The organism is Streptomyces sp. NPDC001507, assembly GCF_042894765.1.
Lineage (GTDB): Bacteria > Actinomycetota > Actinomycetes > Streptomycetales > Streptomycetaceae > Streptomyces.
Genome location: NZ_JBIAVV010000016.1, coordinates 243,014 through 269,505 on the forward strand (window position 1 = coordinate 243,014; position 26,492 = coordinate 269,505).

Consider the following 26,492-nt stretch of genomic DNA (forward strand, 5'->3'; position numbering starts at 1 on the left):
TCAGTTCCCCGACGGGCAGATGTCGACGGGGGTGCGCAGGGCGCCGACGGTGAGCATGGCCCGGCGACGCAGTTCGTTGGCGACGACCCGGGCCAGTGCCATGCCCGCCATGGAATGGCCCGGGTCCTCCAGGCTCACGTGCAGATCGACACGGCCGACGGCGAGACCCTGCTCGGCCAGTTCCACCTTGATGTGTGCGGTCAGCCGGGCGCCGAGCTCGCCGGCGTACCGCTCGCCCGCCCCCGCGTCCGCGCCGCCGAGCGCGTCGGCCAGGTGCAGCAGCTCGTCCGGGGACACCACGTCCTCCACTCTGAACACCCGTTTGTCCAGCACCGGTTGGACCGGCAGCCGGCGCACGGGGGCCGTGGGCGTCGCGGCGGGACTGTCCTGGAACGACCGGTGGTTCGGGTTGGGGACCCACTCGCCGAGGGTGTTCTCCCCATGGGCGCCGGTGCCGGGGACGATCCGCCAGGCGCCCCTGATGTAGGGGGACGCGACGCCGCCCGCGAAGAGGATCTCGGCCCCTTCGGGGATCTCGTGCGGGATGCCGTACGCGTCGAGCGTCGCGGCGACGTCGATGCCGCCCGGTGCGTCGGCCTCCCAGACGAAGCCCTCGTTCAGGCGTTGCGCCGCCAGCTCACGTGAGGTGCCGGCGGCCACGAACCCGAATGCCGCGCTCTCGGCCTCCCCCGCCTGGGCGTAGCTGTCGAGGTCGAGGCTGGAGCCAGGGGGCACCAGGCCGTCGGCGACGACCTCCGCGGGAATGCGGTCGTCCGCCAGGAAGACCTGCCCTCGCGCGGAGAAGACCGGTGGCGGAATGATGTCTGCCGCGTCCGCGGGGACGGCGGCGTTCGGCATCGGCCCCTTGACGATCTCGGCCGGGCCGGCGGTGGGGAGCCTGTAAGGGGCGGCCACCGGCGCCTCGGTGACAACGGGTGCCGCCGGTTTCACCGGTTTCGCCGGGGTGGGTGCGGCCAGCGGTGCGGGACGGGTGCGGGCCCAGGGGGCCGTGGAACTCGCTCCGGGGGCGGGGCCCGCCACGACGATGTGGTGCTCGTTCTTCTTCGTGTTGTGGAACAGGTCGAGGTCGACCGCGGGCCGCAGCACCTCCCTCGCGGTCGCCGCCCGGTTCGTGAGGGCTCTCGCCAGGGCTCGGCCGCCGCCGGAGTGCGGCACGAGCGGCACGACTGGCTCGCTCAGCGGGCGGGCGCTCAGCAACTGGTCGTTGGTCAGCAGTTCGGCGATCTCGTCGTGCGGTACCGAGGGGCGGGTGCCGTCGGGCAGGGACATGTCGATGTGGTCGGGACCACCGTCGGCGAGCACGAAGAAGGCGCGTGGGAGCTCGTGCGGGTCGTCTCCGGGTGCGAGCCACGGCGCGGTGCGGGGCGAGGCGCCCGCCGGGTCGGTGCCGTTGACCGAGAGGAGGTACTGGTCCGTGACCAGCCGGCCGGTCAGCGGCCGGCCGGTCCAGTTGCGGCCCGTCGCACTGGTGGGCAGGCCGAGCAGCGTGTCCGCCGACAGGGCACCGGCGCGTTCGAGGTGGAACGCGGCGAGCGCCGTCGGTTTGTGGACGTCACGGCCTGCCGCGGCCGCCCCGGCCATGGTCCACAGGAGTTCGGCACGCCGTGCGTCGTCGACAGGACCGGCGGAGGAGTCCAGGTGCAGGACCTTGACGGCCAGGGCGTCCACGTCGGCCGCGGCCGCCAGGCCCTCGACGGCCTTCACCGTCGCCCACAGCAGTCGCTGCCGGTGGACGTCCGTGACCGGGCCGGACCCCAGGTCCAGCACCTCGGTGGCCCGTTGGTCGGGATCTCCCTTCCCCACCAGCGACAGGGCCTCTCCCAGCGACGGCAGCCAGACGAAGCCGGTGAGTGTCTTCCGGTCCGGCTGGGTCCGTGCCGCTTCCAGGACCGCCCGGACGTCGGCCGGGTCCAAGGCTGTGCCAGGGGCTGGGACGGTCCCCGCGGACCGTCCGAGATACGAACGCGCGACCCTGTCCAGCAGATCCATGCTGAACGGCCCGACATCCCCCATCAGCGGATCGTCGCGGCGCATCCTCGCCAGGGCGCCGATGCCGGCCAGCAGCCGCCGGTACTCCCCGTGGGCATCGTCCCTGTCGTCCTCGACGGAGGCCCCGAACACCAGCCGCAGCGCCCGGACCAGCCGCAGGGCCGTGACCCTGTCCTGCTCCGACGCCGGGCCCGCACCCGTGTGCAGGCCCGCCGTACGGGCCAGTTCGTCGAGCGCCGCCCCGGTCGGCTCGGGCCGCAACTCCAGCCACTTGCGCCGTTCCCCCAGGGAGTCCGTGAGGATCCCCTGCCAGGACTTCTCGCCCTCGCTGCGGACGTAGTGGACCCGGTCGATCGCGAACACGGTACGGTCGGCCCGGTTGGCGACCTGCTGGGCCTCGGAGACGGTGGCCAGCGGGTCGGCGACGAAGGGGGTGCGGCCGGCCCTGTTGCGCACGGCGAGAGTGTCGGCGGGCGCGCCGGCCCAGCACGACATGAGCACCACGACGTCGTCGGCGGCGAGTTCCCGGAAACTCGGGCGCCGCCGCAGGAACCCGGCGACCTGGTCGCCGCGCGCGTCCCCGCCCGTCCCGTCCGCCCTCACGAGCTTGAACGCACCCGGTTGCCCGTGCAGGTAGAAGTAGTACGCCGTCCGGCCGGCCCAGGGCACCTTCTCCTTGTCGCCGTGCGTATACGCGCGGACGGGGTCGAGGTACTCGTACTCGTTCGCTTCCGGCAGCGCGTTGACGTGCTCCTCCCGTTCGGCCATGTCGCGCTCGGCCAGGACGGCGCGGCCGTAGGGGCGTCCGTCGGCGGTGAGGGTGTGACTCAGGATCTCCTCGTCCGGGACCAGCGTCCCGTCGGTCATGCGCACGAACCGCTGCTCGGCCCCGGACATCGGGTTCTCCGGCTCCGGCCGGCCCGGCCTGCTGGCGAACCAGCTTCCCAGCGGGTGCCCCAGGGACCGGCGGTCGACCTCCACGATCCGGGCCCGCCCCGTCACCGGGTCGGCGTGCAGCTTGACCTGGCCGCCGTGCGCCCACACGGTCCTGCCGGTCCGGGTGGCGGCGGTACGCGGCAGACGGGGACTCCGGGCACCTGCGTGCGGGACGACGAGGAGGACGGGGATCCGGGCGTCGAGTGCCGCCAGGTCCGGGTCCATGGCCAGCAGTTCGGCGAACTCCTCGGCCGGCACACGCGGCAGGGATCCGTCGGTCAGCCTGACCCGGACACGTTCGTGATCGCCTCCGGCCGAGATGACATAGGGGCGGTGGTCACCGGGCCCCTGATGCCGCCACAGCACCGTGGGGGCGTCCCCGGTGCTGCTGCCGCGCATCTGCACGTAGGATTCCGTGTCCAGGTCGACGACCGCGCCGGGCGTCCAACTGCGGCCCAGGGCCCGGCCGTCCGGAGCGGTGATCCGGGTCGCGTCGGACAGCGCTCCGCGCCGCCGGAGGTCGTACGCCCCCAGCGCCGCCAGGCTCGTCGCCCGGCCGGCCGCGGTCGCCTCGTCCACCAGCGTGTACAGTGCGCGGCGGTGGACGTCCCGTACGGGCCCGCCGAGGTGCAGGATCCGGCGGGCCAGCTGATCCGGGTCGAAGGGGGCCTCGCGCAGTGCCGGGTCGGGGTCGGCCAGCCGCAGGGCGTTGAGCTTCTCGATGGCCGGCGAGCGCGGCGCCAGGTCGATCTCGATGGCGGCCCGCCGCCGCAGGACCCGCCCGGCGGCGCCACCGGACGCCCCGTGGCCGGCGACGTCCCGCCCCCCGCTGGCGCTCTCGATCCTGAAGGCATCGGCGGTGACCCGGCTCGCGGTGGACGCGTCGCCGTCCTGGAGGAGGCGCAGGGCGTCGCCGATCTCGGTCCGGAGGACGCCGGCGACGGCGTCCGCGCGTTCCGCGCCCGTGCTGTCGGCGCCCAGGCCGCCCAGCCATGAGCCGTTTCCGTAGCCGGTGATCGTGATCCAGGGGGCTTGCAGTCCCTCCCGGACGTCACGCAGGCCCGCCTCCGCCACCTTGCGTGCCAGAGCGGCGAGGCGGTCGCGCTGGGCCGGGGCGACCTCCTTGGAGCCCTCTTCGAAGGTGACCACGTCCGTGGTCCGGGAGAGCGGTTCGGGGGCGGAGGTCACCGACGTCGCGGTGGTGACGGCTGCCGCCGGTGCGAGTGGGTCCAGAGCCGGAGGGTCCTTGCGGACCCAGCCGGCCGTGGCGCCCGAGTGGGCGGGCTCCGCCACGACGATGTCGTACTCGTTCCTCCTGGCGCTGTGGAACAGTACGGCGTTCTCCGCGGGCATGAACACGGTCCTCCCGGTCGCCGACCGGTCCGTGAGGGCCCTCATCAGCGGGGCGCTCCGCGGAGTGTGCGGCATGATCGGCACGAGCGGGTCGTGCGCCGGACGGGCTGTCAGCACCGGGTCGTTGGCGAGCAGTTCGGCGATCTCGTCGGGGGGAACCGGGCGATGGGAGCCGTCGGGCCAGGGCATGTCGACGTGGTCGCGGCCACCGTCGGCCACCACGAAATAGGCGTTCCCGCCTGTACCGGCGCCGCGAACGCGCCACGGCACGTTGCGGGCCGCGGTGCTGCTCGGGCCGAGGTCAGGGTCCACGGCGAGGTACTGCTCCCCGGCCACTGGGTCGGTCATCGGCCTGCCGGTCCAGTTCCGGCCCACCCCGCGGCCGCTGGGGGACAGCAGCAGCGTGCCGCGGGACAGGGCACCGGCGCGTTCGAGGTGGAACGCGGCGAGCGCCGTCGGGCTGTGGACGTCCCGACCGGCCGCCGCCGCCCCGGCCGCCGTCCAGAGGAGTTCCGCACGCCGTGCGTCGTCCACGGGACCGGCGGACGCGTCCAGGTGCAGGACCTTCACCGCCAGGGCGTTCACGTCGGCGGCGGCCGACAGGCCCTCGACGGCCTTCACCGTCGCCCACAGCAGTCGCTGCCGGTGGGCCGCCGTGACCGGGTCGCTCCCCAGGTCGAGGACCTGCACGGCCCGCTGCTCGGCATCGTCCGTCGCCAGTCGCGCGAGGGCCTCGTCCACCGACGGAAGCGGCACGAAGTCGCGCAGCGCCACCCCCGGCGGCCGGGTCCGCGCCGCCTCCAGCGCGGCCAGGACGTCGGCCGGCTCCAGGGCCGTGCCCGGGGACGCGGCGAGTCCCGCGGACCGCCCGGCATGCGACCGGGCGACCCGGTCCAGCAGGTCCATGGTGAAAGGGCCGTCGTCCCGCAGCGCCGGATCGTCGCGGCGCATCGTCTCCAGTGCGCCGATACCGCTCAGCAGCCGCTGGTACTCCCCGTCGACGACGTCCTTGTCGTCCTCGACCGAGGCACCGAACACCAGCCGCAGGGCCCGTACCAGCCGCAGGACCGAGGACCTCTCCTCCTGCGAAGCCGGGCCCGCGCCCGAGTACAGGCCCGCGGTGCGGGCCAGTTCGTCGAGCGCCGTCCCGGTCGGCTCCGGCCGGAACTCCTGCCACCCGCTCCGCTCCCCCTCGGCGGTCGTGGCGACGCCCTGCCTGGTCTGCCCACCGCTGTGCCGGACGTAGTGAACCCGATCGACCGCGAACACGGTGCGGTCGGCCCGGTTGGCCACCTGCTGGGCCTCGGAGAGGGTCGCCAACCGGTCGGTGACCAGGGAGGCGCGGGCGGCGTCGCCGGGGCGGGAGACAGCGTCGACGGCCGCGCCGGCCCAGCACGACATGAGCACGACCACGCCGTCGGCGGCGAGCCGCCGCAGACTCGGGCGCCGCCGCAGGTATTTGCCGATCTGGTCGCCGGGCGCGGTCCTGACGGTCCCGTCCGCCCTCACGATCTGGAACGCGCCGGGGTTCCCGTGCAGGTAGAAGAAGTACGCGTCCCGGCCGGCCCAGGGCACCTGCTCCGGGTCACCGTGGGGATTCTGCGAGACCGGATCGAGGTGTACGTACGTGTTCGCCTTCGGCAGGGTGCCGAACTGCCGCTCCCGTTCGATCACATCGCCCTTGGTGAAGACGGCGCGGCCGTACGGGCGCCCGTCGGAGGCCAGGGTGTGGCTCATGATCTCGTCGTCCGGGACCAGTGTCCCGTCGGCCGCGCGCAGGAACCGCTCCTCGATCCCGGACACCAGGTCCACGGGTCCCGGACGGTCCGGCTCACTGGCGAACCAGCTTCCCAGCGGCTCTCCCGCCGGCCGTCGGTCGACCACCGCGATCCGGGTCCGGCGCGTCAGCGGGTCCTCGTGCAACCTCACCTCGCCGCCGTGCGACCACACGGTCCTGCCGGTCCTGGCGGCGGCAGTGCGCGGCAGGCGCGGACTCCGGGCGCCCGCGTGCGGGACGGCGAGGACGACGGGCAGCTGGTCGTCGAGCGCGGCCAGGTCCGGGTCCATGGCCAGCAACTCGGCGAACTCCTCCAGCGGCACGCGCGCCAGGGACCCGCCCGTCAGACGGACCCGGACGTGGTCGTGCGCGCCCTTGGCCACGACGACGTACGGGCGGTCGTCATCGGGTCCCTGCCACAAGGCCGTCGGGTTGTCGGCGACGAGGCCCTCGCGCAGTTCGACGTAGGACTCCGTGCCGAGGTCCGTTGCGTCACTGCCCGTCCAGTTCCGGCCCAGGGACCGGCCGTCCGCGGCGGTGATCCTGCTCGCCTCGGACAGCGCCCCGCGCCGCCACAGGTCGTAGGCGCCCAGCGCCGCCAGGCTCGTCGCCCGGCCCGCCGCGATCGCCTCGTCCACCAGCGCGTACAGCGCGCGCCGGTCGGCGTCCCGCACCGTGTGCTGCGCGTCCAGGTGCAGGATCCGGCGGGCTGGCGCGTCGGGGTCGAAGACGCCCTCGCCCGGACCGGGGCCGGTGTCGGCCCGCCACAGGGCGTCGAGCCGTTCGACGGCCTGGGAGCGGGGGGCCAGTTCGATCTCGATGGTGGCCTGCCGCCGCATGGCCCGCGCGTCGGCGCCGTCGGCCGGACCGCCGGCGGCGACGGTCCGGCCCCCGCTGTCGGTGACGATCGTGAAGGCACCGGAACCGACGCGCCTGTCGGGCGCCGTGTTCTGCTGGAGCAGGTCGAGGGCCGTCCATATCTCGGTCCGCAGCACGTCGGCGACGGCGTCCGCGCGCCCCTGTCCCCTGCTCTCGGCGCCCCAGCCGGGGCTTCCCGGCTTGAGCCACGAGCCGTTGCCGTGCCCGGTGACGGTGATCCACGGTGCCTGCAGTCCCGCCCGTATGTCGCGCAGCCCCGCCTTCACCACCTTGCGGGCCAGATGGGCGAGGTAGCCGCGCTGGAGGACGTCGACGTCCTCGGAGCCCTCCTTGAAGGTGACCTTGCCCGTGGTCCACGGCTCCGACGACCCGGTTGCCTCGGTGCCGGCCGACCCGACGGCGCCCCGGCCGCCGGCAAAGGCCGCGGCGGCGACGGCGTCCGACCGCGCCGGGGTCGACAGGTCACTCTTCCCCGGTCCGGCCAGCAGCCCGGCGGACATGCCGGGGATCAGCTCGGGGCGGGCGTCGAGGTCCGGGGAACCGGTGGTGTCGGCCACCCCCGTGGGCAGGATCTCCGGCGGGGCTGCCGCCGCTTCCTCGTCCGGCACGGTGGTCGTCGTGGCCGGTTCCCGGGTGCCGGCACCGCCGGCGACGTCGGCCGCGCGAACGATCTCGAAGCGCAGCTGGAAGTTGCCGTTGCCGTCCCGGAACAGGGCTCCCCCGGTGATGAGGTGGGCGTCGTCGCCCGAGTAGCCCTTGAGCTCGTTGAAGGTCTTGACGATGTTGTCGGTCGACTTGCCGTTGACGGTCCTGAGGACCTGCTCGTACGCCTCGTCACCCGCGGTGAACTGCCTCGTGCTCGTCTCCGCGTCGAGCAGCCCGCCCAGCGCCTTCTTCGCGGCCGGACCGGAGATGTTCTGCCGGTAGATGCGGTCTGGCAGTCGCTCGGGCAGGTCGGCGGCCGACTTCGCCCGGTCCAGGTCCTTGCCGACCGCGACGGCGAGTTTCTTCGCCGGCAGTTTCTCCCCGGCGAGCAGCGGGTGCGCGGTCGACCACTGGTGGATGAAGGCGTCGGCGGCCGTGAACGCCTCACCGGGGGCACGGTAGTTCTCCCCCATCACCGCGAGGGTCGTGCCGTCGTCCGTGCGGCCGTAGGAGTTCATGAACTTGGCGCCCGACAGCGGGGCGTTGGCCTCGCCGTTCTCCTCCGTCGGTGTGTAGCCGACCGTCACGTCCTCGATCTGCACGAACCGGGGCGGAATGTCGGCGCCCGCCGCGGTGAGCGCCGTCGACCGCTTCGCCCACATGGCCTCGCGGCTGCCCGGTGTCTCGGCCGTGACGTCCTTGAGCGCGGCCACGTACCGGGCCAGCCGTTCCGGTGCGGGCAAGAGTGCCCGACGCGCTCCGGGCTGCTGCGGCACGGGGGCGGGAGCCGGGGTGCCGGTCGCGTCCTCGGCCACCGGCGCCGGTCGCGGCTCGGGTTCCGGTGCCTGCTCGACCCGTGTAGGCGGTGCCTGTTCGACCCGTGCGGGCGGTGCCTGTTCGACCCGTGCGGGCGGGGACGGTTCGGTCACGGGGGCCGTGGGGGCGTCGAGGGTCTGTGCGGGGGCCTTGTGTCCCGCGGCCGCCGCGGCGCGCCGAGCCGCCGCCTGCTGCTTCTTCGCCCGGCGCTGCACCAGCTTCTGCTCCGCCATTGCCGCCCGCTCCTGCTCGGTCGGCGGCGCCGTGACGGGCTTCGCGGCCTTGGCGGAGTTGGGCAGCAGGCGCCCGATTTCGTTCAGTACCGACCACTGGGACTCGGTGAAGCGGGCCTCCCCGGCCCCGCGCAGTTCGCCCAGCGCCTGCACGAACCTGGCGGGCCTCTGATCCGCCCACTTCGGCGGCGCCGGAAGCGTCCCCTCCGAGAGACCGGCCATCGTCTCGCTCAGCGAACGTTCCTCCGCGAGCCGGCCGGCCAGGGCGAGGACGTCCGCGGCGTCGCGAAGCCGCTTGTCCACCAGCCACTCCGCGCCCTTCGGATCGGACGGATCCGCCTTCCGCCCCTCGAACGCAATGATCTTGTCGGCGAAGAGCCGTGCGGTGTCCACCACTCGGAGGTCGACGGTGTCCGGGCCGTCCACCACCTTGAGCGCACGCGTCGTGGCGGGCACCGGCGCGAGGGTGACGCTCGCCTCGACATCGCCGAACTGCCCGCGCACCGTCGTCCCGGAGGACTGCCGGCCGTCGACGAGCACGTCGTCCTGGATGTACCGCATGACGGCCGCGCGCTGCTCGGCCCCGGCCCCCTCGGGCAGGGCGAGGCGCAGGTCCAGATCCTGGACCGAGCGCACCGGCCGGACCGCCGCCACACCGCCGCCACCGCCCAGGCCGACCACCGCCTCCAGACCGAAGCGGTCGCGCAGGGCTGCCGTCACCAACTCCCCGAGCAGCGCGGCCGTGCCCAGGCGGAACTGCGATTCGGGGTCGTCGTCCTGCCGATAGCCCGCCTCTTCCGGCCGGACCTCCCGCGCCGGTGCGGGTGACGGCACCGGGGGCGCCGGCTCGGGGCGGATCGGCGTCGCGAGCTCCTGCGGACGGCCCGGCGTCACGAGCTCCTGCGCCGGGCGGGAGGTCCTCGCGGACAACGACGAAGTACGCGCCGGGACCGGGGGCGCCGATGACGGACGGGCCTCCGTCGCGAGCTCCGGTGCCGGGCGGAAGGTCTTCGCCGACAAGGACGACGTACGCGCCGGCACAGGAGGCGCCGGAGCCGGACGGGTCGGCATCGGCGGCGCCGGCTCGGGACGGGCCGGGACCGGCGGGGCCGGGGCCGGACGGGTCGGCATCGGGGGTGCCGGGAGCGGCGGGGGTGCCAGGAAGCCGTGCCGCCAGTCCTCGAGGCCGTCCGCGAGCCGGCCGGTGGCCTTGTCGATCGGGAGCATGCCGAACAGGCCGTTCGGGACCTTGACCCGGACCGTGCCGTGCGGGCCCTTGACGACCGCCGTGACGTCGAACCGGTAGAGCCGGTAGTTCCGCTGCCCCTCCTTGTTCCGCTCGTCGGTGTCGCCGATGGCGGTGGTCCGCTTGCGGCCGTTCATCCAGTTCCTGATGGTGATCGGCAGCCGGTCGAACATCTTGTGGTCGCCCAGCGAACCGCCCATCTCGGGCCCGAGCGTGAACTGCCAGCCGCTCTCCTTCTCCACCTCGTGCCTGGGTTCCTCGTCGGTCTGCGTGTACGTCCGCTGCTTGATCAGGGTGCCCTCGGGCGGCCCGAGGATCTCCGCACCGTCCAGCTCCAGTCCTACGACCGCCTTCTCGTCACCCACCGGGACCTTGTAGGTCTGGTTCAGCAGCTCCCTGAGGTGGGGCCGCAGCATGTTGCCACTGGTGTAGTGCTGGTAGCGCAGCCCGGCCCGGGTGGTGAAGTTCAGGCCCGAGACGTGCGGGGGTGCCGAGACGTCGAGAGCGGGCGGGGTGCGGTGGCGCACGGCGGTGACGGCGGCCCAGCGCCCGACGGCGGCGGCAGCGGGCACGGACCACGGGTGCAGGTTCTCCAGCAGCGCGTCCGGCAACCCGGGGACCTGGTCTGCCTTCTTCGCCGGGGCGCGCTCGTGCGCCGGGACGGAGCGCGGCTCGGCCGTCTGACGCGGATCGCGCCCCTTCAGCGGGTTCGGTTTCGGCCCGGGGGCCCAGCTGACCTCGGTCTCGCGGGCCCCGGTGAGGTCGATGGCGCGGGGCCATGCCTCGACCGACGCCGTGAGGTGGCGGGGCACGAGCAGACGGACGCTGCCACCCTCCACCAGCGGGGCGTTCCCCGGGGTGCCGTCTCCCGCGTCGTACCAGGTGAACACCCCCTTGTCGTGGCTCGGTGCGCCGGTGAACAGCCGGGTGATCCGGCCGACGCCGCGGGCGGGCAGGGTGAGCGCCTCGGGCAGTTCGGTGGTGGTGCCCATCTCGACCCGGAAGGTGAGGTCGTGGTTGAACTCCTCCGAGGCGTCCTTGGGGTTGGCCCGGTAGATCTTGACCGTCTTCTCGGCCTCCTCGTCCGCCTCACCGCGGGACGTGGAGTACTCGGCGCCGCCTTCCAGACCGCCGTGCAACGCCCCGGCCCCGATCCGGCCGCGCAGGTCCAGGCCGCCGCTGAACTCCGAACCGGAGGCCGCGCTCTTCGAGTCCTCGTCCACCGACTCGCCCCGCAGGGTGAGCTTGATGTCGTCACGGGGCCGCTGCCCGGCCGCCGCGCCGAGCCTGGTCGCGGTGACCTTCACCCACAGGTAGCGGGTGCTGCCGAAGGGACCCGGCACCGGGAACCAGCGGCTCACCCCCTGGTTGGTGGTCAGGGCGTACCACTCGCTGCGCAGCGCGTCCGAGGAGAACGACGAACTCAGCGACCTCATCAGCAGGTTCGGCCGCGGACCGGCCCCCTGGGCGCTCTCCGTGGTCATGACACCACGCCCGCGCAGCCGGTCGGTGATCGCGTCCAGGACTCCGTCGGCGCGCATCACCTCCGGGTGCCCGATGCCGGAGATCAGGCCCTGGTGCAGGTAGGCACGGGTCCTGGGCGGCGGCGCGGCGGATTGCTGCCGGGCGGACGGCGAGAGACGGGCGGGATCCGGTACGGAAGCGGTGGCTGCCGCGGCCGTAGCGGGGTCGGTGGTGTGCTCCTCGGCGTCGGGCGGAGTGACGACGATCGTCGGGAGGGCGGCGGGGGCCGAGGCCGTGGTGGCGTCGGCCACCGGGGCCTGGGCGACGGCCGACTCCTCGCACCCGGGGGCGGTGATGACGCCCCCGGGAGCGGTGCTGACGCCCTCGGGAGAGGTGATGACGACCGTAGGAACGGCGGCCGGGGCCGCTGCCTCGCTCGTGCCGGCCGCCGGAGTCCCGGCCCGGTCGGTCGCCCCGGTCCCGGTCGCGTCGACGGCCGGGACCCCCGCGGGCATGATGTCGGAGAGCCGGCGTTCGGGGGTGAGCACGTCCAGGGCCTCGTCGGCGGTCAGGAACTCCGTGGTCTCGGTGAGTTCCTTGCCTCGCCAGCGGACGTAGGTCACCTCGAAGACCGGTGTCGTACGCACCGTGTGGACGTCTCCGCTGTACGTCGCGCGGGTGATGTCGATCCGCCCGGCCGTCTTCCCGGAGCCGTCGCCCCACTTCTTGGCGGCCTCACCGTATCCCAGCACGGTCAGCCGGCCGCCGAGGTCGCCGTGGTGCCCCTCCTCGTCGTTGGCGTCGGCGCCGAACCGGAACTGCGGTCCGACCGAGCCGGCCAGACCGAGGGCCCATTCGCCTTCCCTCTCGGCCGCGTGGCTCGCCGCGGCCTGGGCGTAGTGCTCGACCTCGACGTCCGGGCTGCGTCCGAGATCGCTCGGGGCATGGGTGTGCAGCCGTACCCGGAACGCCTGCTTGTGCCTGCCGTCCTTCGGGAGCTCCGACTGGTGCCCGAGGGAACCGGTCATGGCGCCGAACCGGGCGGTCAGGATCCCGGGGTGGGCGAGGTCCCGGATCTCCTCCGGCCACTCGGCCGGGTTGCGCAGCCAGCTGTCGGGCAGCTGGTGCTGCCTCGCGTACATGCGGGCGCCGAGCTGGGCCAGCTCCGGCATCAGGTGGAAGACCGGGTAGAGGCCGTGGGTGCCGCTGCTGAAGTCCAACGGCCGCTGGGTCGCCGGGCGTTCGCCGGTGATCTCGGTCCGGCCCGCCGCCTGCGCCTGCCTCAGGGAGACGGGCTCGGCCGGTACGTGCTCGTGCGGGACGACGATGCGCGCGGTCGCGGGGTTGCTCCCGCTGAGGAAGGACGGCTTCTTCGCCTCCGGTGTGACCGTCCACTGCAGGGTCATCCCGTAGCGGTGCTCGTCGACCTTCTTCGCCGTCTCCGTGCGCCGGTACTCCTTGGCCATTCCGGAGAACTTGTCGCTCTTGCCCCAGGACCGGCTCAGCAGCCCGCGGAAGGCGCCCACGGCGAGCCGGAACGGCGGGGTCTTCAGGTGCAGGGACCCGATGTTGAACTCGTGCTCCGGAATGGCCAGCCGGGCGCCGCCGCCGAACGCGAACCGGGCCTTGCTGCCCTTGCCGCGCTCCCCGGCGACCGTCGCGCCGTTGACGACACGGGCGTTGACCTTCATCGTGTACGTCTCGCCCAGCGGGTTGGCCTCGTTCACCGGACCCGTGAGCGGGTTGGCTCCGGTGACCCGGTCGCCCCAGCTCATCTTCGCCGACACCTTGTAGCGGTGCCCGCCGACCTCGACGGTCCGGTGGATACCGAGCAGTGCCTGGTTCGGATCGGCCTCCAGGGCGGACCGGCCGTAGAACATCGCGAGGTCCCGGTCGGCGTTCGCCCAGTCGCTCTTCGCGGCCTTCTTGGCTCCGACCGCCTTGACGTGGTGCCGTTCGACGGCGTCGCGGAGGTCCTGCTGGAGGGTCTCGGAACCGGGCAGGGCGATGGGCATGCCGAAGCCGAGGCCCCGGCGTGCGGCCAGCGGCAGCGGCTCGCGGGGATGCGGCGGCAGCAGGCCCGGGCCGGACACGTCCATGCCGAAGCGGAACGGCGGGCGCACGGTCGGCAGCTTCTTGACCTGCCGGCGGGCGGGCAGCGCGAAGACCCGGTGGCGGCGGGCGTTGTCGCCGCCCAGCGCCGGGCGCAGGTCGGCGGTCCAGCCCGGACCGACCGTGCCCTCCACGAACTGGGCCGCCTCGCGCTGCGGCACGCTCTGCTCGGATTCGGTGGTGACGACGACCGGGGCGATGGTGTGGGTGCTGGACTCCATGGTCGCGGTCAGCCGCAGCCCGGCCCGGTACCGGCTCTGGTCGCCGAAGACGTTCAGCACCGTGTGGCTCATGTGTGCGGTGTCCAGGGAGTAACCGGCACCGCGGTCGCCGCTCACGGACGCGCCGACGGCGGGTGCGACGCCCTTCACCTCGACCGACGCGTGCTCCGGGGCCACCTGCCCGGGGAGGGTCTCGGGGTCGGTGCCCGCCGCCGACGCGTCGGAGCCGCCGGAACCGATACCGGCCGTGTTGTAGCCGCCGCCGAGGCCGGCCACCGACGCCCCCTTGGTGGACGCGGTACGGCTGAACCCGGCGCCGATGTCGTCACGGGTGGCGACGTCGGTGTCGCCCAGGTACTGCAGGCTGTCGATGGCGGCCTGGATGCGCAGATGCCCCTGGAACCTCCTGCCGAGCGGCCCGGAGACCTCGACGCTGTTGGAGACGTCCCCGCCGGCCCACCAGGCGTAGCGATTGCGTGCGGTCGGCTCGCTGAGGAAGCCCTGGGACTTGTCCATCCCCAGCCCGGTCATGATCTTCTTCACGTGCGGGGCGGGAAGGCCGGCGGCGAGGAGATTGCGGTGCAGTCCCGCGATGACGGGCGTGAGGTTGACCGCGTTGAGCAGCTCCCTGGCCTGGGACGGGCCGGTCCTGCGGGGCTTGACGGGGCGGGGCGGCTCGGGGGCGCTGAGGTCCGGCCGGTGCTGGCCCTCCTCGGAGTAGGGCGCGGGGAGGTCGACCTGGACCCGGTCGGGAACGGTGACCAGACGGTCCGCCCGCGTGGCCTCCTCTCCGCCGACGAAGACGTGCATCTCCAGTCCGGCCGTGAACCGGTTGAACTTGTTGATGAAGGGCTTGCGGCCGGACAGGATCGTCTGCCCCCACGAGTCGGTCTTCTCCCTGGAGGAACCGACGAGGACCTGCGGGACGGCGAGGGCGGCGATCGAGGCGGCGACACTCGTGCCCAGATTGAGAGCGGTGAACAGGACGGAGTCGGCACCCTGGACCGTCTCGCGGCTCGTCTCACCGCCGGTCTGGGTCACGGCGAACCCGACCGGGTACTCGCTCACGTCGCCCGTCTTCGGAGGCACCGGCGTCAGAGTGCGCAGCACCGGCCGGAGCCACACCAGACGGCCGTCGACGACCGACGTACGGCCCACCGCGAGCACGTCGTCCCACTGGTCGGCCCTCTTGGTCTGCAGCAGTTTCCCGATCTCCTCACCGATCCCCGCCCGCAGCGCGTCGTGCGACCCGGGGCCGGGCAGGACGAGGGACCGGCTGATCCGGTCCGCCCAGAGCGCGGCCTGCCGGTCGGCGAACTCGATCTGCTCGACCGAGTCCGGCACGACGGCCTGGCCCATCGCGTCGAAGGACAGGTACCAGGGCTCTCGCTCGCTGCCGGGCGGCGTGACGACGATCTCGGGAACGGGGAGCCGGTCCGGTGCCCCGGGCGGGGCCGAGGTTCCGGCCTGCGGTTCACGCGCCGGGTCCGTGGTGACCGGATCCGACGTGACCGAACCGGAGGTGGCCGGATCCGAGGTGACCGAATTCGTGGCGGTCGGCGCCGTGACCGAGGCACCCGGGCCGGCCAGTCGGTCCGGGTCCAGCGCGATCCGGACCGCGGTGGTGCCCGTGGTCCCGGACGGCCCGGCCGGGACCAGGTAGAGGTACGACGCGTCCGCCACGAGCGTGTGCCGCGCGGTGCCGGGCGGCGGGAAGCCAGGGCGTTCCAGCAGCTCCTCCCGGTCGTGCACCAGCCCGATCCAGCCGGTGTCCCCGAACAGCACGGCGCCGGACGCGGGATGGACGAAGTCACCGCCGAACCGCACCCAGCCGTCCGGAGCAAGCACGTCGCCCGAGGGCATCCGGACACTGCCCGTGTCGCTGACGTGGTACTCGATCGGGACCGAGCCGTCGGTGCTCGGGCGCCGATGGGTGAACCACTGCTCCCTGGCCTTTCCCTTGCCCGCGCCCGTGGGCGAGGGCACGGCGGGCGCGGGCACCTGGGTGAGGTTCACGGCGCTACGCGGCCGTTCGAGGGCCACCGGGCTGCCGATCGGCAAGCCGTGCGTGCCGTCCGCACCCAGCGTCCGGTCCGCGGCCACCTCCCTGAGATCGGGGATGCGGGCCGACTCGGCGAGGTCCTGGAGCAACTCGCCGGAGGAGGTGTAACCGGCTTCGACGGCCGGCGCTCCGCCGGGTGCCATGCCGCGCCCCATGCCCATGGCGTTGCGAGCGATCTTCTCCGCGGTCGAATGCACGTCCTTCTTCCAGTGCGGATCCAGGACGGCGTACGCCTGCGCCACATCGGCGGTGTCCGCGGCGCCGTACGGCCACTTCGCCTCCTGCAACCGCTTGTTCACGGCAGCCGTGAGGTCGGAGAGCTTCGAGGCCGGCAGGCCGTCCGCGGCCGGCTCCGGCGCGAACGACCGCTGCTCCTGCTCCTGCGCCACCGGCGCTGTCGCGTTCCAGTACCTCTCCTCGAACGCGCGGACGTGCTCTTCACGGATGCGTCCGACCTCCTGGCGGGCCCAGTCGGCGACCGCCTCCGAGGTCACGGTCACGGGCTCGATCCGAACGCCGGCCAGTGCGTGGGCCAGGTCCTGGTGGGCGAGGTGACGGACGCGGGCCGCCTCCCGCAACGCGTCGAGTGCGAAGGCGAGTTCCGTCGTGGCCGGGATGCGGGCGTCCGGCTGGTGGGGGCCCGCCACGTACGTGACGAAGTCGTCGACGAGTGCCGCCTGCCGCGTTCTGTGCCAGAAGGCCAGTTCCTCGGACCATTCGGAGTCCGCGCTCCGGGCCCGGGTCAGCTCGGCGGCCTCCTGGAGCACGTCGCCCATGGACTCGGCCCGGGTCAGGAGTCGCGCCGCGATGCGCCGGACAGCCGCGTTCAAGTGGTACGCGCTCTCCGCGGAGGGCCGTTCCTGGCCGGCGGCGAGCCGTGCCGCGGTGTACTGGTCGCGCAGCTCCCGGAGGCGGCTGCCGTACCAGGCCTGCTGCTCCCGGGCCCACGTCGGGCGCCCGCGCGTGAGGTCGAGCCCGTCGGGGAGGGAGAGCGCCTGCCGGAACTGCTCGCGCGAGACCTCCTCGGCCCACCAGTCCCTGGATGCCTGCCGGTACCGCTGCCGGAACTGCTCCACCAGCTCCGGGGCGGGGTCCTCCTTGCCGCCGGCCGTCGCCGCGGCCGTGGCCCGCCGGAAGTCCTCCCGGATCGACCGGGCCACGGGTGAGGTGCCGAAGTGCGTGTCCGCCAGGCGCAGCCTCCCCGTCGACAGGGCGACCTCGCGGTCGAAGACCTGGTATGCCCGTGCCGTGGCCTGCGCCCTGCTGTACTCCTGCGCGAGCCTCGCATCCAGCTCGGCGCGCAGCGTGTCATGGTCGGCGTCGGCCTGCTGGGCCGCCTGCGTCCAGCGGTCGGCGTACCACTCCCGGGCCTGCACCTGCTCCGGGGAGGGGATGGTCGACCGGAACGCCGGGTTGTCGGCGAGGCGCTGCTCGAACTCCTGGTACACCTGTGCGCGGAGTTCCAGCCCGGCACCGAGGTCCGCGAGCGCCCTGCCCGGTCCGTCCGTCGGCAGCGGTACGCGCTGCGTCCGCGCGTCGGCCGACCCGGCGCCCCGGACGGACGTCGCGCCGGCCTGCTCGCCGGCCTGCTCGTCCCGTCGGCCGGATTCCTTGAACGGGGTCCGCTCGACCGTCAGCCGCGAGAGGTCGACCTTCCACTCGGGGGTCTGCCGCCACTGCCGGTATGCGCCGTCGAGTCTCGCGGCGTCGTCGTAGAGGGTCTGGATCCTCTCCTGCGCGGTGCGCACCGCCGTGCCGCGGTCGTGCGCCGTCCGGGCCCCCGCCATGTCCTGCCTGAAGGAGTCGAGGACCTGCCCGCTGTCCTCCCGGAAGGTCCGGCGGGCGGCCTGGGAGCTGATCGCCGACGCATGCGTCTCGACCTGCTCGCGCACGGCGGACTCCGCCTCCAGCGAGGAGAAGAACTGCCGCAGTTGCGTCCGCCACGCGTCCTGCTCGGCGCGCTGGCGAGGCATCTCCACCTCGTGCACGAGGTCGCGCCGCGCCTGGCCGCGTGCCGTGCCGAAGGCGTCGCCGGCCGCCCGCTCCGTATCGAGCGCGGCTTCGACGTCGCGGCCGTTCGGGCCGTAGATCTCCTGGTGGGCCCGGCCTGCATCGCTGCGGAAGTCGTCGGCGACCTTGCCCAGGTCGTACCCGTTCAGCGCGTAGCGCCCGGAGACCGTTCCGGCCGCCTCGTCGGCCTTGCTGGTCAGCTCGTCGAACCGGCGGCCGCCGTCGGCCAGCGCGTCGTCGAAGGCGCCCTCGTAGGCGAGGCGGTCGCTCAGGGACCGTAGGTACGGATCGAGGACCTCGTCGCCGAAGGCCGTTTCCCGTGCGTTCAGTTCATCGGCGGACCACCGGCCCTCCTCGGGCATCCCGACCCGTTCGCGGTAGGCGTCGGTGAGCGTCCTGTGCATGTCGTCCTGGACCCGCTTGGCCTGTGAACCGAGTTCGCCCCCCTTGCGGACGCCCGCCGCAGCGTGCAGCCAGTCGTCCGCCTGGGTCAGCGCCTTCTCCAGGCCGGCGTGCAGGTCGTGCCGGGCGGGCACCTGCTGCATCAGCCGGAGGTGCGCTTCGCTCAGGTCGGTCGTGTACGTCGTCCAGTCCTCGGCGGACAGCTCCTCCGGCCTGCGGGAGCCGAGCATTGCGGCCAGTTCGTCGTCGAAGGCCTTGCCGTGGTCGGCGAGTACCCTGCCGGCGACGTCACGGGAGGCGGCGTACCGGTTGTCGCGCAGCTCGTCGGCCTGCTCGCGCAGGGCGCGCTCGGCGGCCTTGGCGTCCAGGCGGGCCGCCCAGCGGTCCCCCAGTTCGCCGATGGCCCGGTTGAACTGGTGGGCCGCGTCCGCGTATTCGGCGCCGGTGAGCTCGCGCACCGGACGCCCGTCCGAGAGTTCGCCGGTGGACTGGGCGTACTCGTCGAGGAAGTCCTTGCGCACCGCCGCGATGCCGTCGGAGGTCCGGTCCAGGCCCCTGGCGGCCGCCATGGCGTCGAAGGTGCGCGTGGCGTCCTCCGCCAGCGTCAGCCGGGTCTCCAGGCCGCGCACCATGGCGTCGAGCCGCGGCCGGGCCGCGCTCATGAAGTCCCGGTGGACCAGGTTCCCGTCCGGTTCCAGCTGCCGGGTGATGTCGCGCAGGCCGTCGGTGAACTCGTCCAGGAATTCCGTGCGGAGGGTCGCCTCGTCCTTCGCCGAGAACGGCCGCCGGCCGAACAGCGCCTCGGAGACGAACAGGTTCTCACCCGGGCGGTCCGGATGGGTCAGCGTGCGGTCGAAGGCCTTCGACGCCTCGTCGCGCAGCTGACGCACCAAGGCCTCCTGCTCGAACTCCCGGGGAAGTCCCTCGTAGAGGCTCTGCTTCGCGGCTTCGCCCTGCCGGGCGCTGATGTCACCCTGCCGGACCGCGTCCTCGATGCCCTCCAGCCGGGCTTCGAGCCGCTGCTTGACCTCCTCCCGCCACGGCCGCGGCTGACCGCCCTCGAACCTGTGCTCCTCCCGGATCATCCGGTCGGCCAACGAGCGTGCCGGCATGCTGTGTTCGAGGTTGCCGAGGTGGTCCTCCAGCTTCGCGGTCAGCGAGTCCTCGAACGCTCGGGAGCCGAAGTCGGTCTCGCCCGCTCGCTGATGCTCGAAGCGGGCCTCGTGGTAGGCGCTCGCCACGGTGGAGACGAGGTCCTCCGGAAGGCCGATCCTCCGGGCCCAGTCCCTCGGCCCGGAACTCTCGTCCGACGACCGCTGGATCGCCTCGACGAGCTCGGCGGCCGACGGACCCCGGTAGCCTTCGTCGAGCACCGACTCCAGCGCCTTGACGATCTTGGCCTGCAGCGGGGAGTGCGACACGGCGCCGGTCTCGCTGTCCACTCCGGCCTGGAGTTCGTCGGCCCGCCTCTCCGGGTGCTCCTTCAGGTGGTCCTGGTGCTCCTCCATCGCCTTGCGGTAGGAGTCGGCCATCCCCTCGGCGTAGCGATCCGGTACGCCCTCGTCCCTGACGACGGCTTCGATGTCGGTGACCGCCTCGGACCTGACCGCGGGATACTCGCGGGACAGGTCGTCGCGGACGTCCTCGAAGGCGTTCCACACCCGCCGGTTGTGCTCCAGCCGCTGCCCGGCCCGCTCCGCCTCCTGCGCCAGCCTGCCCTGGTACGTCTCGTCCTGCCGGCGCCGCGTCTCCTCGTACGCGGCGTTCCTCGCCTCCGACACCTCGTGCCGGTAGTCGTACGACACCTGCTCGTGCCCGGGCTGCTCCCCCGCCCTGTCCCCGGACCGGGCGGGCGCCGAAGGGGCGTCGGTGGCGGTGGCGGTGGAGTCGTGCCACGTGGTCCGATCCGCCGAGCCGTGGTCGCCGGCCTGTCCGTGTGTCGTCTCGTGCTCCGCCCCCGACGCGTCGGACAAACCGGTCGCGTCGGCGGACCTCGCGGTGGCGGACCTGGATGTCTCGTCGGCGGCTTTGGACGTTTCGGCGGCGGACCGCGACGCCGACCCGGTACGGCTCGCGCCGTCGGTCCCGGCCTTCTGACGCTGCGCGGCCTCCCTGAACTGCGCGACCCGCTGCCGTTCCGCCCGGGTGGCGTCGCTGTCGGCGGACCTCCCCTCCTGAGCCGTCCGCCCGGACCCGGCCTCCTCGGACCTGGTGGCGGACCGCGCTTCGTCCGCGCCCCGCTGGGCGCGTGACGTCTCGGCGGGCGCACCCGTCCGGGTCTGTCCGGCCCCGTCGGCCTCGGACGCGGCCCTGGCCGAGGCTCCGCGCGCCGTTGCGCCGGGCCGCAGTACCCCGTCGGCCGCCTCCACGGGCGTGGTCCTGTCCTTCGCCGGTCCGGCGGCGGACGCGGCCGAGTCGCCTCCCTCGCCCGATACGGACCTGGCGTCCGTCCTGCCCGCAGGCCGCACCTGCCGCCCGCCCGGTCCTGCGGCCGACTTCAGCGGGTCACGTCCCGCGTTCGGAACCGTGCGGGTCCCCTCGGCCGCACCGGAGACGCGCTGCCCCTCGTCCGTACCCGCACGTACGGAGGTGTCCCCGAGGTTGACCCGCGTGCCGGTCCCCCTCGCCGCGGTGCCGCCGTCCGCGGTGCCGCGGGCGCCCTGCTCCCCGGCCGCGGACCTGGGAGCGGTGCTCCCCGCCGTCTGCGGCGTGCCCGTACGGCCGCCGCCCTCGACCTGCCCGGCCGACGCCTCGCGCACCGGGGCCGTCGGATGGACGACCTCCGGCTTGCCCGACGCGACGGACCGCACCGGAGACACCGTCTCCTCGGGCCTCGCGGTGCGGGCACCCGTGTCCGGCGTGGCGGCATGGTCGTCGCCGACGGCCCGCAGCGCGCTCTGCGCCTGCCGCACCCCGGCGTCGACCGCCTTCCCCACGCCCGGTACCGCGTTGCCGCCCGTGTCCTGCACCCGGCCGGCGACGGCGTCCGTCGTCGGGCTCGGGGTCCGGGGAGCCACCTCGTGCGGAGCGGCGGTGGCCGGCTGGGCCTCCAGGTTCGTCCGCACGGCCTGCCCGGCGCCGGAGGCACCGACCGACTCCTGGCCGCCCGTCGCGTGTCCGACCGTCGAGGTGTCCACGGTCCGCTGCGCGGCCTGTGCCGTCCTGGCCACGCCGCTGAGGCCGGAGCCGACGTCGTGCAGGACGCTCTGCCCGGCGGAGCCGTCCGTCGTGCCGCTCGTGACCGTGTTCGCGTTCCCGCCGGCCGTCTCCGTCCTCGGCATCTTCGGCGCGGGCTGTACGGGTTGGGTGGAGCCGTCTGCCGCCGTCCTGACCGCCGAGGAACCGCCGGGCGAGGTGCCGGCGTCGACCGGGGTCACCTTGTCGGGTACGGCCGTCCCGCCGCCGGGGCTCGGGCCGTCGCCCGCGGCGGTTGTCGTCACCTTGGCCGGCGTCGGCGCGGGGGTCGTGTCCGCCGACGTGCGTACCGTGGTGCCCGTGAGCGTGCGGGTCACCGCGGAGTTGACCTCGATGTCCGAGGTCAGCGTCAGGTCGGACTTGGTGAGGCCCTTGGCGGAGTCGGCGATCGTCCCGCTGACGGAGGAGACCGAGGTGACCGAGGACGGCAGGGTCAGGCCCGTACCGGAGCCGGTGACGGTACCCGTCGACGAGTCGCCGACCGAAGTTCCCACGTCGCCGGTGCCGGTGCTCACATCCGGAACGTTCACATCGGCCTTGGGGACGGTCAGCTTGTCCTTGGCCAGACTGGCCAGCCCCTTGGTGGCGGTGGCCACGGCGATGCCGATCCCGCCCCACAGCACCAAGTCCGAGAGGAAGCCGGGGATCTGCTCCAGGGAGGTGGGGACGGGGATGAGCTGCTGGGCGGTCGTCTCCAGGCCCGCTGCGGCGTTGCCCGCGGCCACCGAGGCCGCGTTGATCCCCATGAACTCGATGCCGAACCGGGCGACGTTCCCGGTGACCTCGGCCATCGTCACGACCCAGTCGGGCAGGGTGTCCCCGATCGCGCTGACGGCGGTGCCGACGAACTTGCCGACCTCCGTGGCCACGGTGGAGATCGTCTCGATGGCGCTGGCAATGATCTCGCCGACCCTGCCCAGCATGGCGAGCCCGGCTTCCAGCGCGCCCAGGAGTTCCGGGGCGGCGAACACGAGAGCGCCCAGGAAGACACCGACCAGACCGGCGATCAGTTCCGCCAGGGCCTGCTTCGCCAGTGTCTTCTCCTGCTCGGTGCGGAGCATGGCGTAATAGTTGATCATCTCGCCGGTGTCCCAGAACTCCTCGATGATTTCCATCACCGATTCGCGCTGGTCGGCGAACGCCTGAGTCATGTACATCTCGGCATCGCCCCGCCACGCCCCGAGGTTCAGGTCGAACTCGGCGCTGGTCATCCGCTGCGCCTGCTCGTCCATGAGATCGCCGAAGTCGATGAGGGCGTTGCCGAGTTCGTAAACGGGATTGGGGTCCCAGTTCTTGTCCTGGAAAATCGACTCAGACATGATCGGGGGCTACCTCAGAATCCGGTTTCATTGACCGCGGTGGTGTGGTAGTTCTTGTCCGCCCCACCGCTCGGCTGGTCCACCGTGTCGGTGGGTGAACCGGATGAGGCGGAGCCGCTGTTCGTCTGCACGATCCCGGTGTGGAAGTTCAGGAACATCGTCTTGATGGCGCCCTCGCAGTTGGCGTAGTTCTGCGCGGCCTTGGCGATTCCTGAGGTCAGGATGTTGAGGGCGCCCTTGGACGGCTCCGCCTGCGTGCCGTAGAGCTGCTCCGTCACGGTCGTCCAGCGGGTGTTGAAGTCGTCGGCGACGTCCGCCGCGTCTCCGGTCCAGGAAAGCCGCAGGTCGCTCAGGGAGTTCATGATGTCGGCGAGCGCGTCACTGATGTTCTGGCCGGCCGCGTTCACCTGGTCGCACGCGGCGTTGAGACTGTTCGGGTCCACCGAGAGTGTGACGGTGTTGTAGTTGCGGGGAATGTGCGACACGGCTGATACCTCCTCAGGAACCCTGTGAATTGGCGATGTTGGCGTTCTCGGCGGAGATGTAGTTCTCCCGGCTGGTCATCATGCGCTCGATCATGTCGGTGAGGAGGTCCTGGAGGTCTCTCATGACGTTGTTGAGCTGTTTGGAGACATCGCTGAACGAATCACCGGCGGGGCCCTTCCAGGCGTCTTCGACGACGCGGTACTGATCCTGGATGGTGTTGATGTTGTCCTCGATGACACCGGCCCGCTTACGGACCAGCGTGATGGAATCGCCCAGCTGACCGATGTCCACCGTCCAGGCCGCGGGGGTCATCACCGTCGAACCGTCGGCGAGCAGATAGGAGCCGTCGCTCTGCAGGGTGGCGCCGTCGATTCCGTCGTCGGTGACGAGGTAGGTGGCGCCGTCGGACGTGGTGAAGATGCCGCTCTGGGTGTCGAGGGTGCCGGTGAGCACGGTGCCGTCCGCCAGGACGACGGCGGTCCCGTCCGAGGAGTAGAAGTCGCCGCCGGACATGTATCCGTAGAGGACGGTGCCGTCGGGCAGGGTCTTGGTCACCCCGTCCTTCAGGAAGCTGCCGTCCGGAGTGCTGATGCCGTGCTCGACCTCGCCGTCCGCCGAGACGTAGACGGTGCCGTCCTGGGAGATCCAGCCGCCGTCCTGCGTGGCACTGCCGAGCAGCGTCTGGCCGTCGACGGTCTGTGCGACGAGGAACTGCCCGTCCGCCGTGGTCTGTCCGTTCAGGACCGTACCGTCGGGCTGGATCTCGACGGTCCCGTCCTCCGACACCCATGTGCCGTCGCTCAGGACACTTCCGTACACCTGCACGCCGTTGACGGTCCGCACCTGGCCGTTCGGCAGGAACGTACCGTCCGGCGAGGTCAGCCCGTTCTCCACCTCGCCCGTGGGAGACACGTAGACCGTGCCGTCCTGGGAGATCCAGCCGCCGTCCTGGGTGTCGGAGCCCAGCAGCGTCTGCCCGCCCACGGTCCGCGAGGTCAGCGACGAAGTGTCCGCCGTCGACGCCTCGGACTCGCCCGACGAGTCCGAGGCGGTCGTCCCGTCGTCGACGGGTCCGTCGCCCGCCCCGGTGGTCGTGCCGTCGCCCGCGACCGCCGTCGTACCGTCGTCCACGGCCGTCGTCGTACCGTCGCCGGACACGCTGGTCGTGCCGCCGTCCGCGACCGTCGCCGTCGTGCCGTCCCCGCTGGACGTGTCTCCGGCCGGCACGAACGATCCGTCGGACGAGGTCTCCCCGTGCTCGACCACGCCGTCGGCCGTGACCATCGTCGTCCCGTCCTCCGACAGGAACGACCCGTCGTCCAACCGCGTGCCATAGACGGCCTGACCCTCGACCTGCCGCGCCTCGCCGTTCGCCAGAAACGAGCCGTCAGGCGCCGTCAGGCCATGCTCCACCTCACCGTCCGACGAGACGTACGTCGTCCCGTCCTGGGAGATCCACCCGCCGTCCTGCGTGTCGGAGCCCCACGTCGGCCGGCCGTCGACATCCCGCTCCGTCAGAAACCGACCGGCCGAGGTCGTCTGCCCATGCTCGACGACACCATCGGCCGTGACCATCGTCGTCCCGTCCTCGGACAGGAACGACCCGTCGTCCAGACGGGTCCCGTAAACCGACCGGCCGTCGATCTGCTGGACCTCGCCGTTCGCCAGGAACGCGCCGTCCGGTGCCGTCAGGCCGTGTTCGACCGTCCCGTCGCCGGAGACGTAGACCGTGCCGTCCTGGGAGATCCAGCCGCCGTCCTGGGTGTCGGACCCCAGCAGGTGCTCGCCGTCGACGCTTCGTCCGGTGAGGTCCTGGCCGTTCGAGGTGGTCTGCCCGGGGTCTGTGCCGCCGGTGTCCGAGGCGGGCCTCGTCGCGCCCGTCTCCCCCGGTCGCGGTGATGTGGAAGTGACTGCGGAGGAGTCGGGCTCAGCCGCCCCGCCGCCGTGCGCTGCGGATACCGGAATCGTGTGGCGTGCCCCGGCATCGGCGTACACGTGATCCGCCGGCGGGTGGGCTTCGCGGCCGCCGTGGCCGCCGTGGATACCGGTGTGGGTCTCCCCCGTCGCCCGGGAGAAGAATTCCCGGTCCAGGTGAATCAGTGAACCGTCGTCGGGCGAGTGACCGTCGGCCACCGGTTCTGCCGGGGCGGCGCCCTGTGCGTCCGGTGCCGAGGCGGCGGAGTCCTGGCCGGCCGCCGCGGTCGCGGGCTCGAACAGCTCCCGGTCCAGGGGAATCAGCGCCTCGCCGTCGGTGTGCGCGTTCGCCATCTCGCCCCGTCTCCTCTCCCCGCCCGGCCGGCGACTTCATATGTCTCCGCACGCTAAGAGTCATCGGGCGGGAGGAGATTTCGTAGATCCATGTTTCTGACCGAAAGGACGTCCTGAAACGGGGACGTCGAGAGGCACTCGATATCCCGGCACCATGGACAGGTCGACCAGAAGGCCGATGACCGAAGAAAGCGGGGTGTCCCATGGCCGACAGCGACAGCGACGACGTGAGCCCGCACGCATCTCAATACCAGAGCGACCCCTGGGTACCGAACGTGGACCCGGACGCGAGCGATCACGGCGACGAGGAGGACGCGGCCGAACAATACGCCGAGATCTACGGGGTCACGGCGACGACCAATCCCCCGGACAACTCGGACGACCCACCGGGCGAAATGGTCACCATGCCGAAGCTGAGCATGGCCTACGCCACCTCCCCCGACCTGGTGCCCAGCGAGTCGGGCGGCGGATCGGACGCCATGCCCACCCTTCCGGACACCAACGCCTTCTCGATCGACCTGGGCGCGCTGCGCGGCGCGGAGCAGACCTTCCTCGACGCCGTCTCGAACGTGACGAGCGCGTACGAATCGCTGCGGACCAAGGTGCAGGCCGCCATCGACAACCCCAATCTCTTCGGGCAGGAAGACGGGCACTACGAGGCCAGTGGCGCGCATGGCAGCCTGCGCTGGCAGGATGACGAACTCGCCGACAGCGGCGCACAGTTCGCCGCGTCGATCAACCCGCAGCTGACGAAGATCATGCAGGACGGCGCCGGCGGCATCGAACTGATGGGCACCTTCACCGCGTTGCTGAACAACGCCGGCCAGACCTACGCGGCGGCGGACGCGAAGTCGTCCATGGATCCGTCCGCTCAGGCGACGGCTCAGGAGAGTGACACGGGGTCTGCCTCGGCGGTCTAGCGCGCGGGGCATGCGGGGGGGGGGGGCGGGGCGGGGGGGGGGGGGGGGGGGCCCCGCCGCCCCCCCCCGGGCGGGGCCCCCACCCCCCGCCGCGGGCGGGGGGGGGGGCCGCGGCGGGGGGGACACGGTCGCCCCGGG

4 protein-coding genes are annotated in these 26,492 nt (G+C 72.8%); 1 reads left to right on the forward strand and 3 read right to left on the reverse strand.

Annotation, left to right across the window (positions count from 1 at the left end):
* Genes ACFY0K_RS41835 through ACFY0K_RS41845 form a run of 3 tightly spaced genes read right to left on the reverse strand, consistent with a single transcriptional unit; the run spans position 1 to position 25,434 of the window.
* Positions 1-22,680: a lonely Cys domain-containing protein gene (locus ACFY0K_RS41835; RefSeq protein ID WP_390644304.1), complete on the reverse strand. Its 22,680-nt coding sequence runs from the start codon at positions 22,678-22,680 to the stop codon at positions 1-3.
* A 14-nt stretch (positions 22,681-22,694) separates the two neighbouring features.
* On the reverse strand, positions 22,695-23,165 hold the full coding sequence (locus tag ACFY0K_RS41840; RefSeq protein WP_390644305.1) for a WXG100 family type VII secretion target: 471 nt from the start codon (positions 23,163-23,165) through the stop codon (positions 22,695-22,697).
* Positions 23,166-23,178: 13 nt separating this feature from the next.
* Entirely contained in the window at positions 23,179-25,434 is a 2,256-nt protein-coding gene (locus ACFY0K_RS41845; protein WP_390644306.1) for a WXG100 family type VII secretion target, read from the reverse strand.
* Positions 25,435-25,637: 203 nt separating this feature from the next.
* Here ACFY0K_RS41845 and ACFY0K_RS41850 point away from each other — a divergent pair, with 203 nt between their 5' ends.
* Positions 25,638-26,354 carry a hypothetical protein gene (locus ACFY0K_RS41850; RefSeq protein WP_351962032.1) on the forward strand — a complete coding sequence of 239 codons (717 nt, stop codon included), beginning with the start codon at positions 25,638-25,640 and terminating at the stop codon, positions 26,352-26,354.
* The last annotated feature ends 138 nt before the right edge of the window (positions 26,355-26,492 follow it).

What these genes read in the sequence shown, in the direction of transcription:
- ACFY0K_RS41835 (WP_390644304.1), bottom strand. Translation starts at nt 22,680, where the DNA reads ATGTCTGAGTCGATTTTCCAGGACAAGAACTGGGACCCCAATCCCGTT.
- ACFY0K_RS41845 (WP_390644306.1), bottom strand. Translation starts at nt 25,434, where the DNA reads ATGGCGAACGCGCACACCGACGGCGAGGCGCTGATTCCCCTGGACCGG.
- ACFY0K_RS41850 (WP_351962032.1), top strand. Translation starts at nt 25,638, where the DNA reads ATGGCCGACAGCGACAGCGACGACGTGAGCCCGCACGCATCTCAATAC.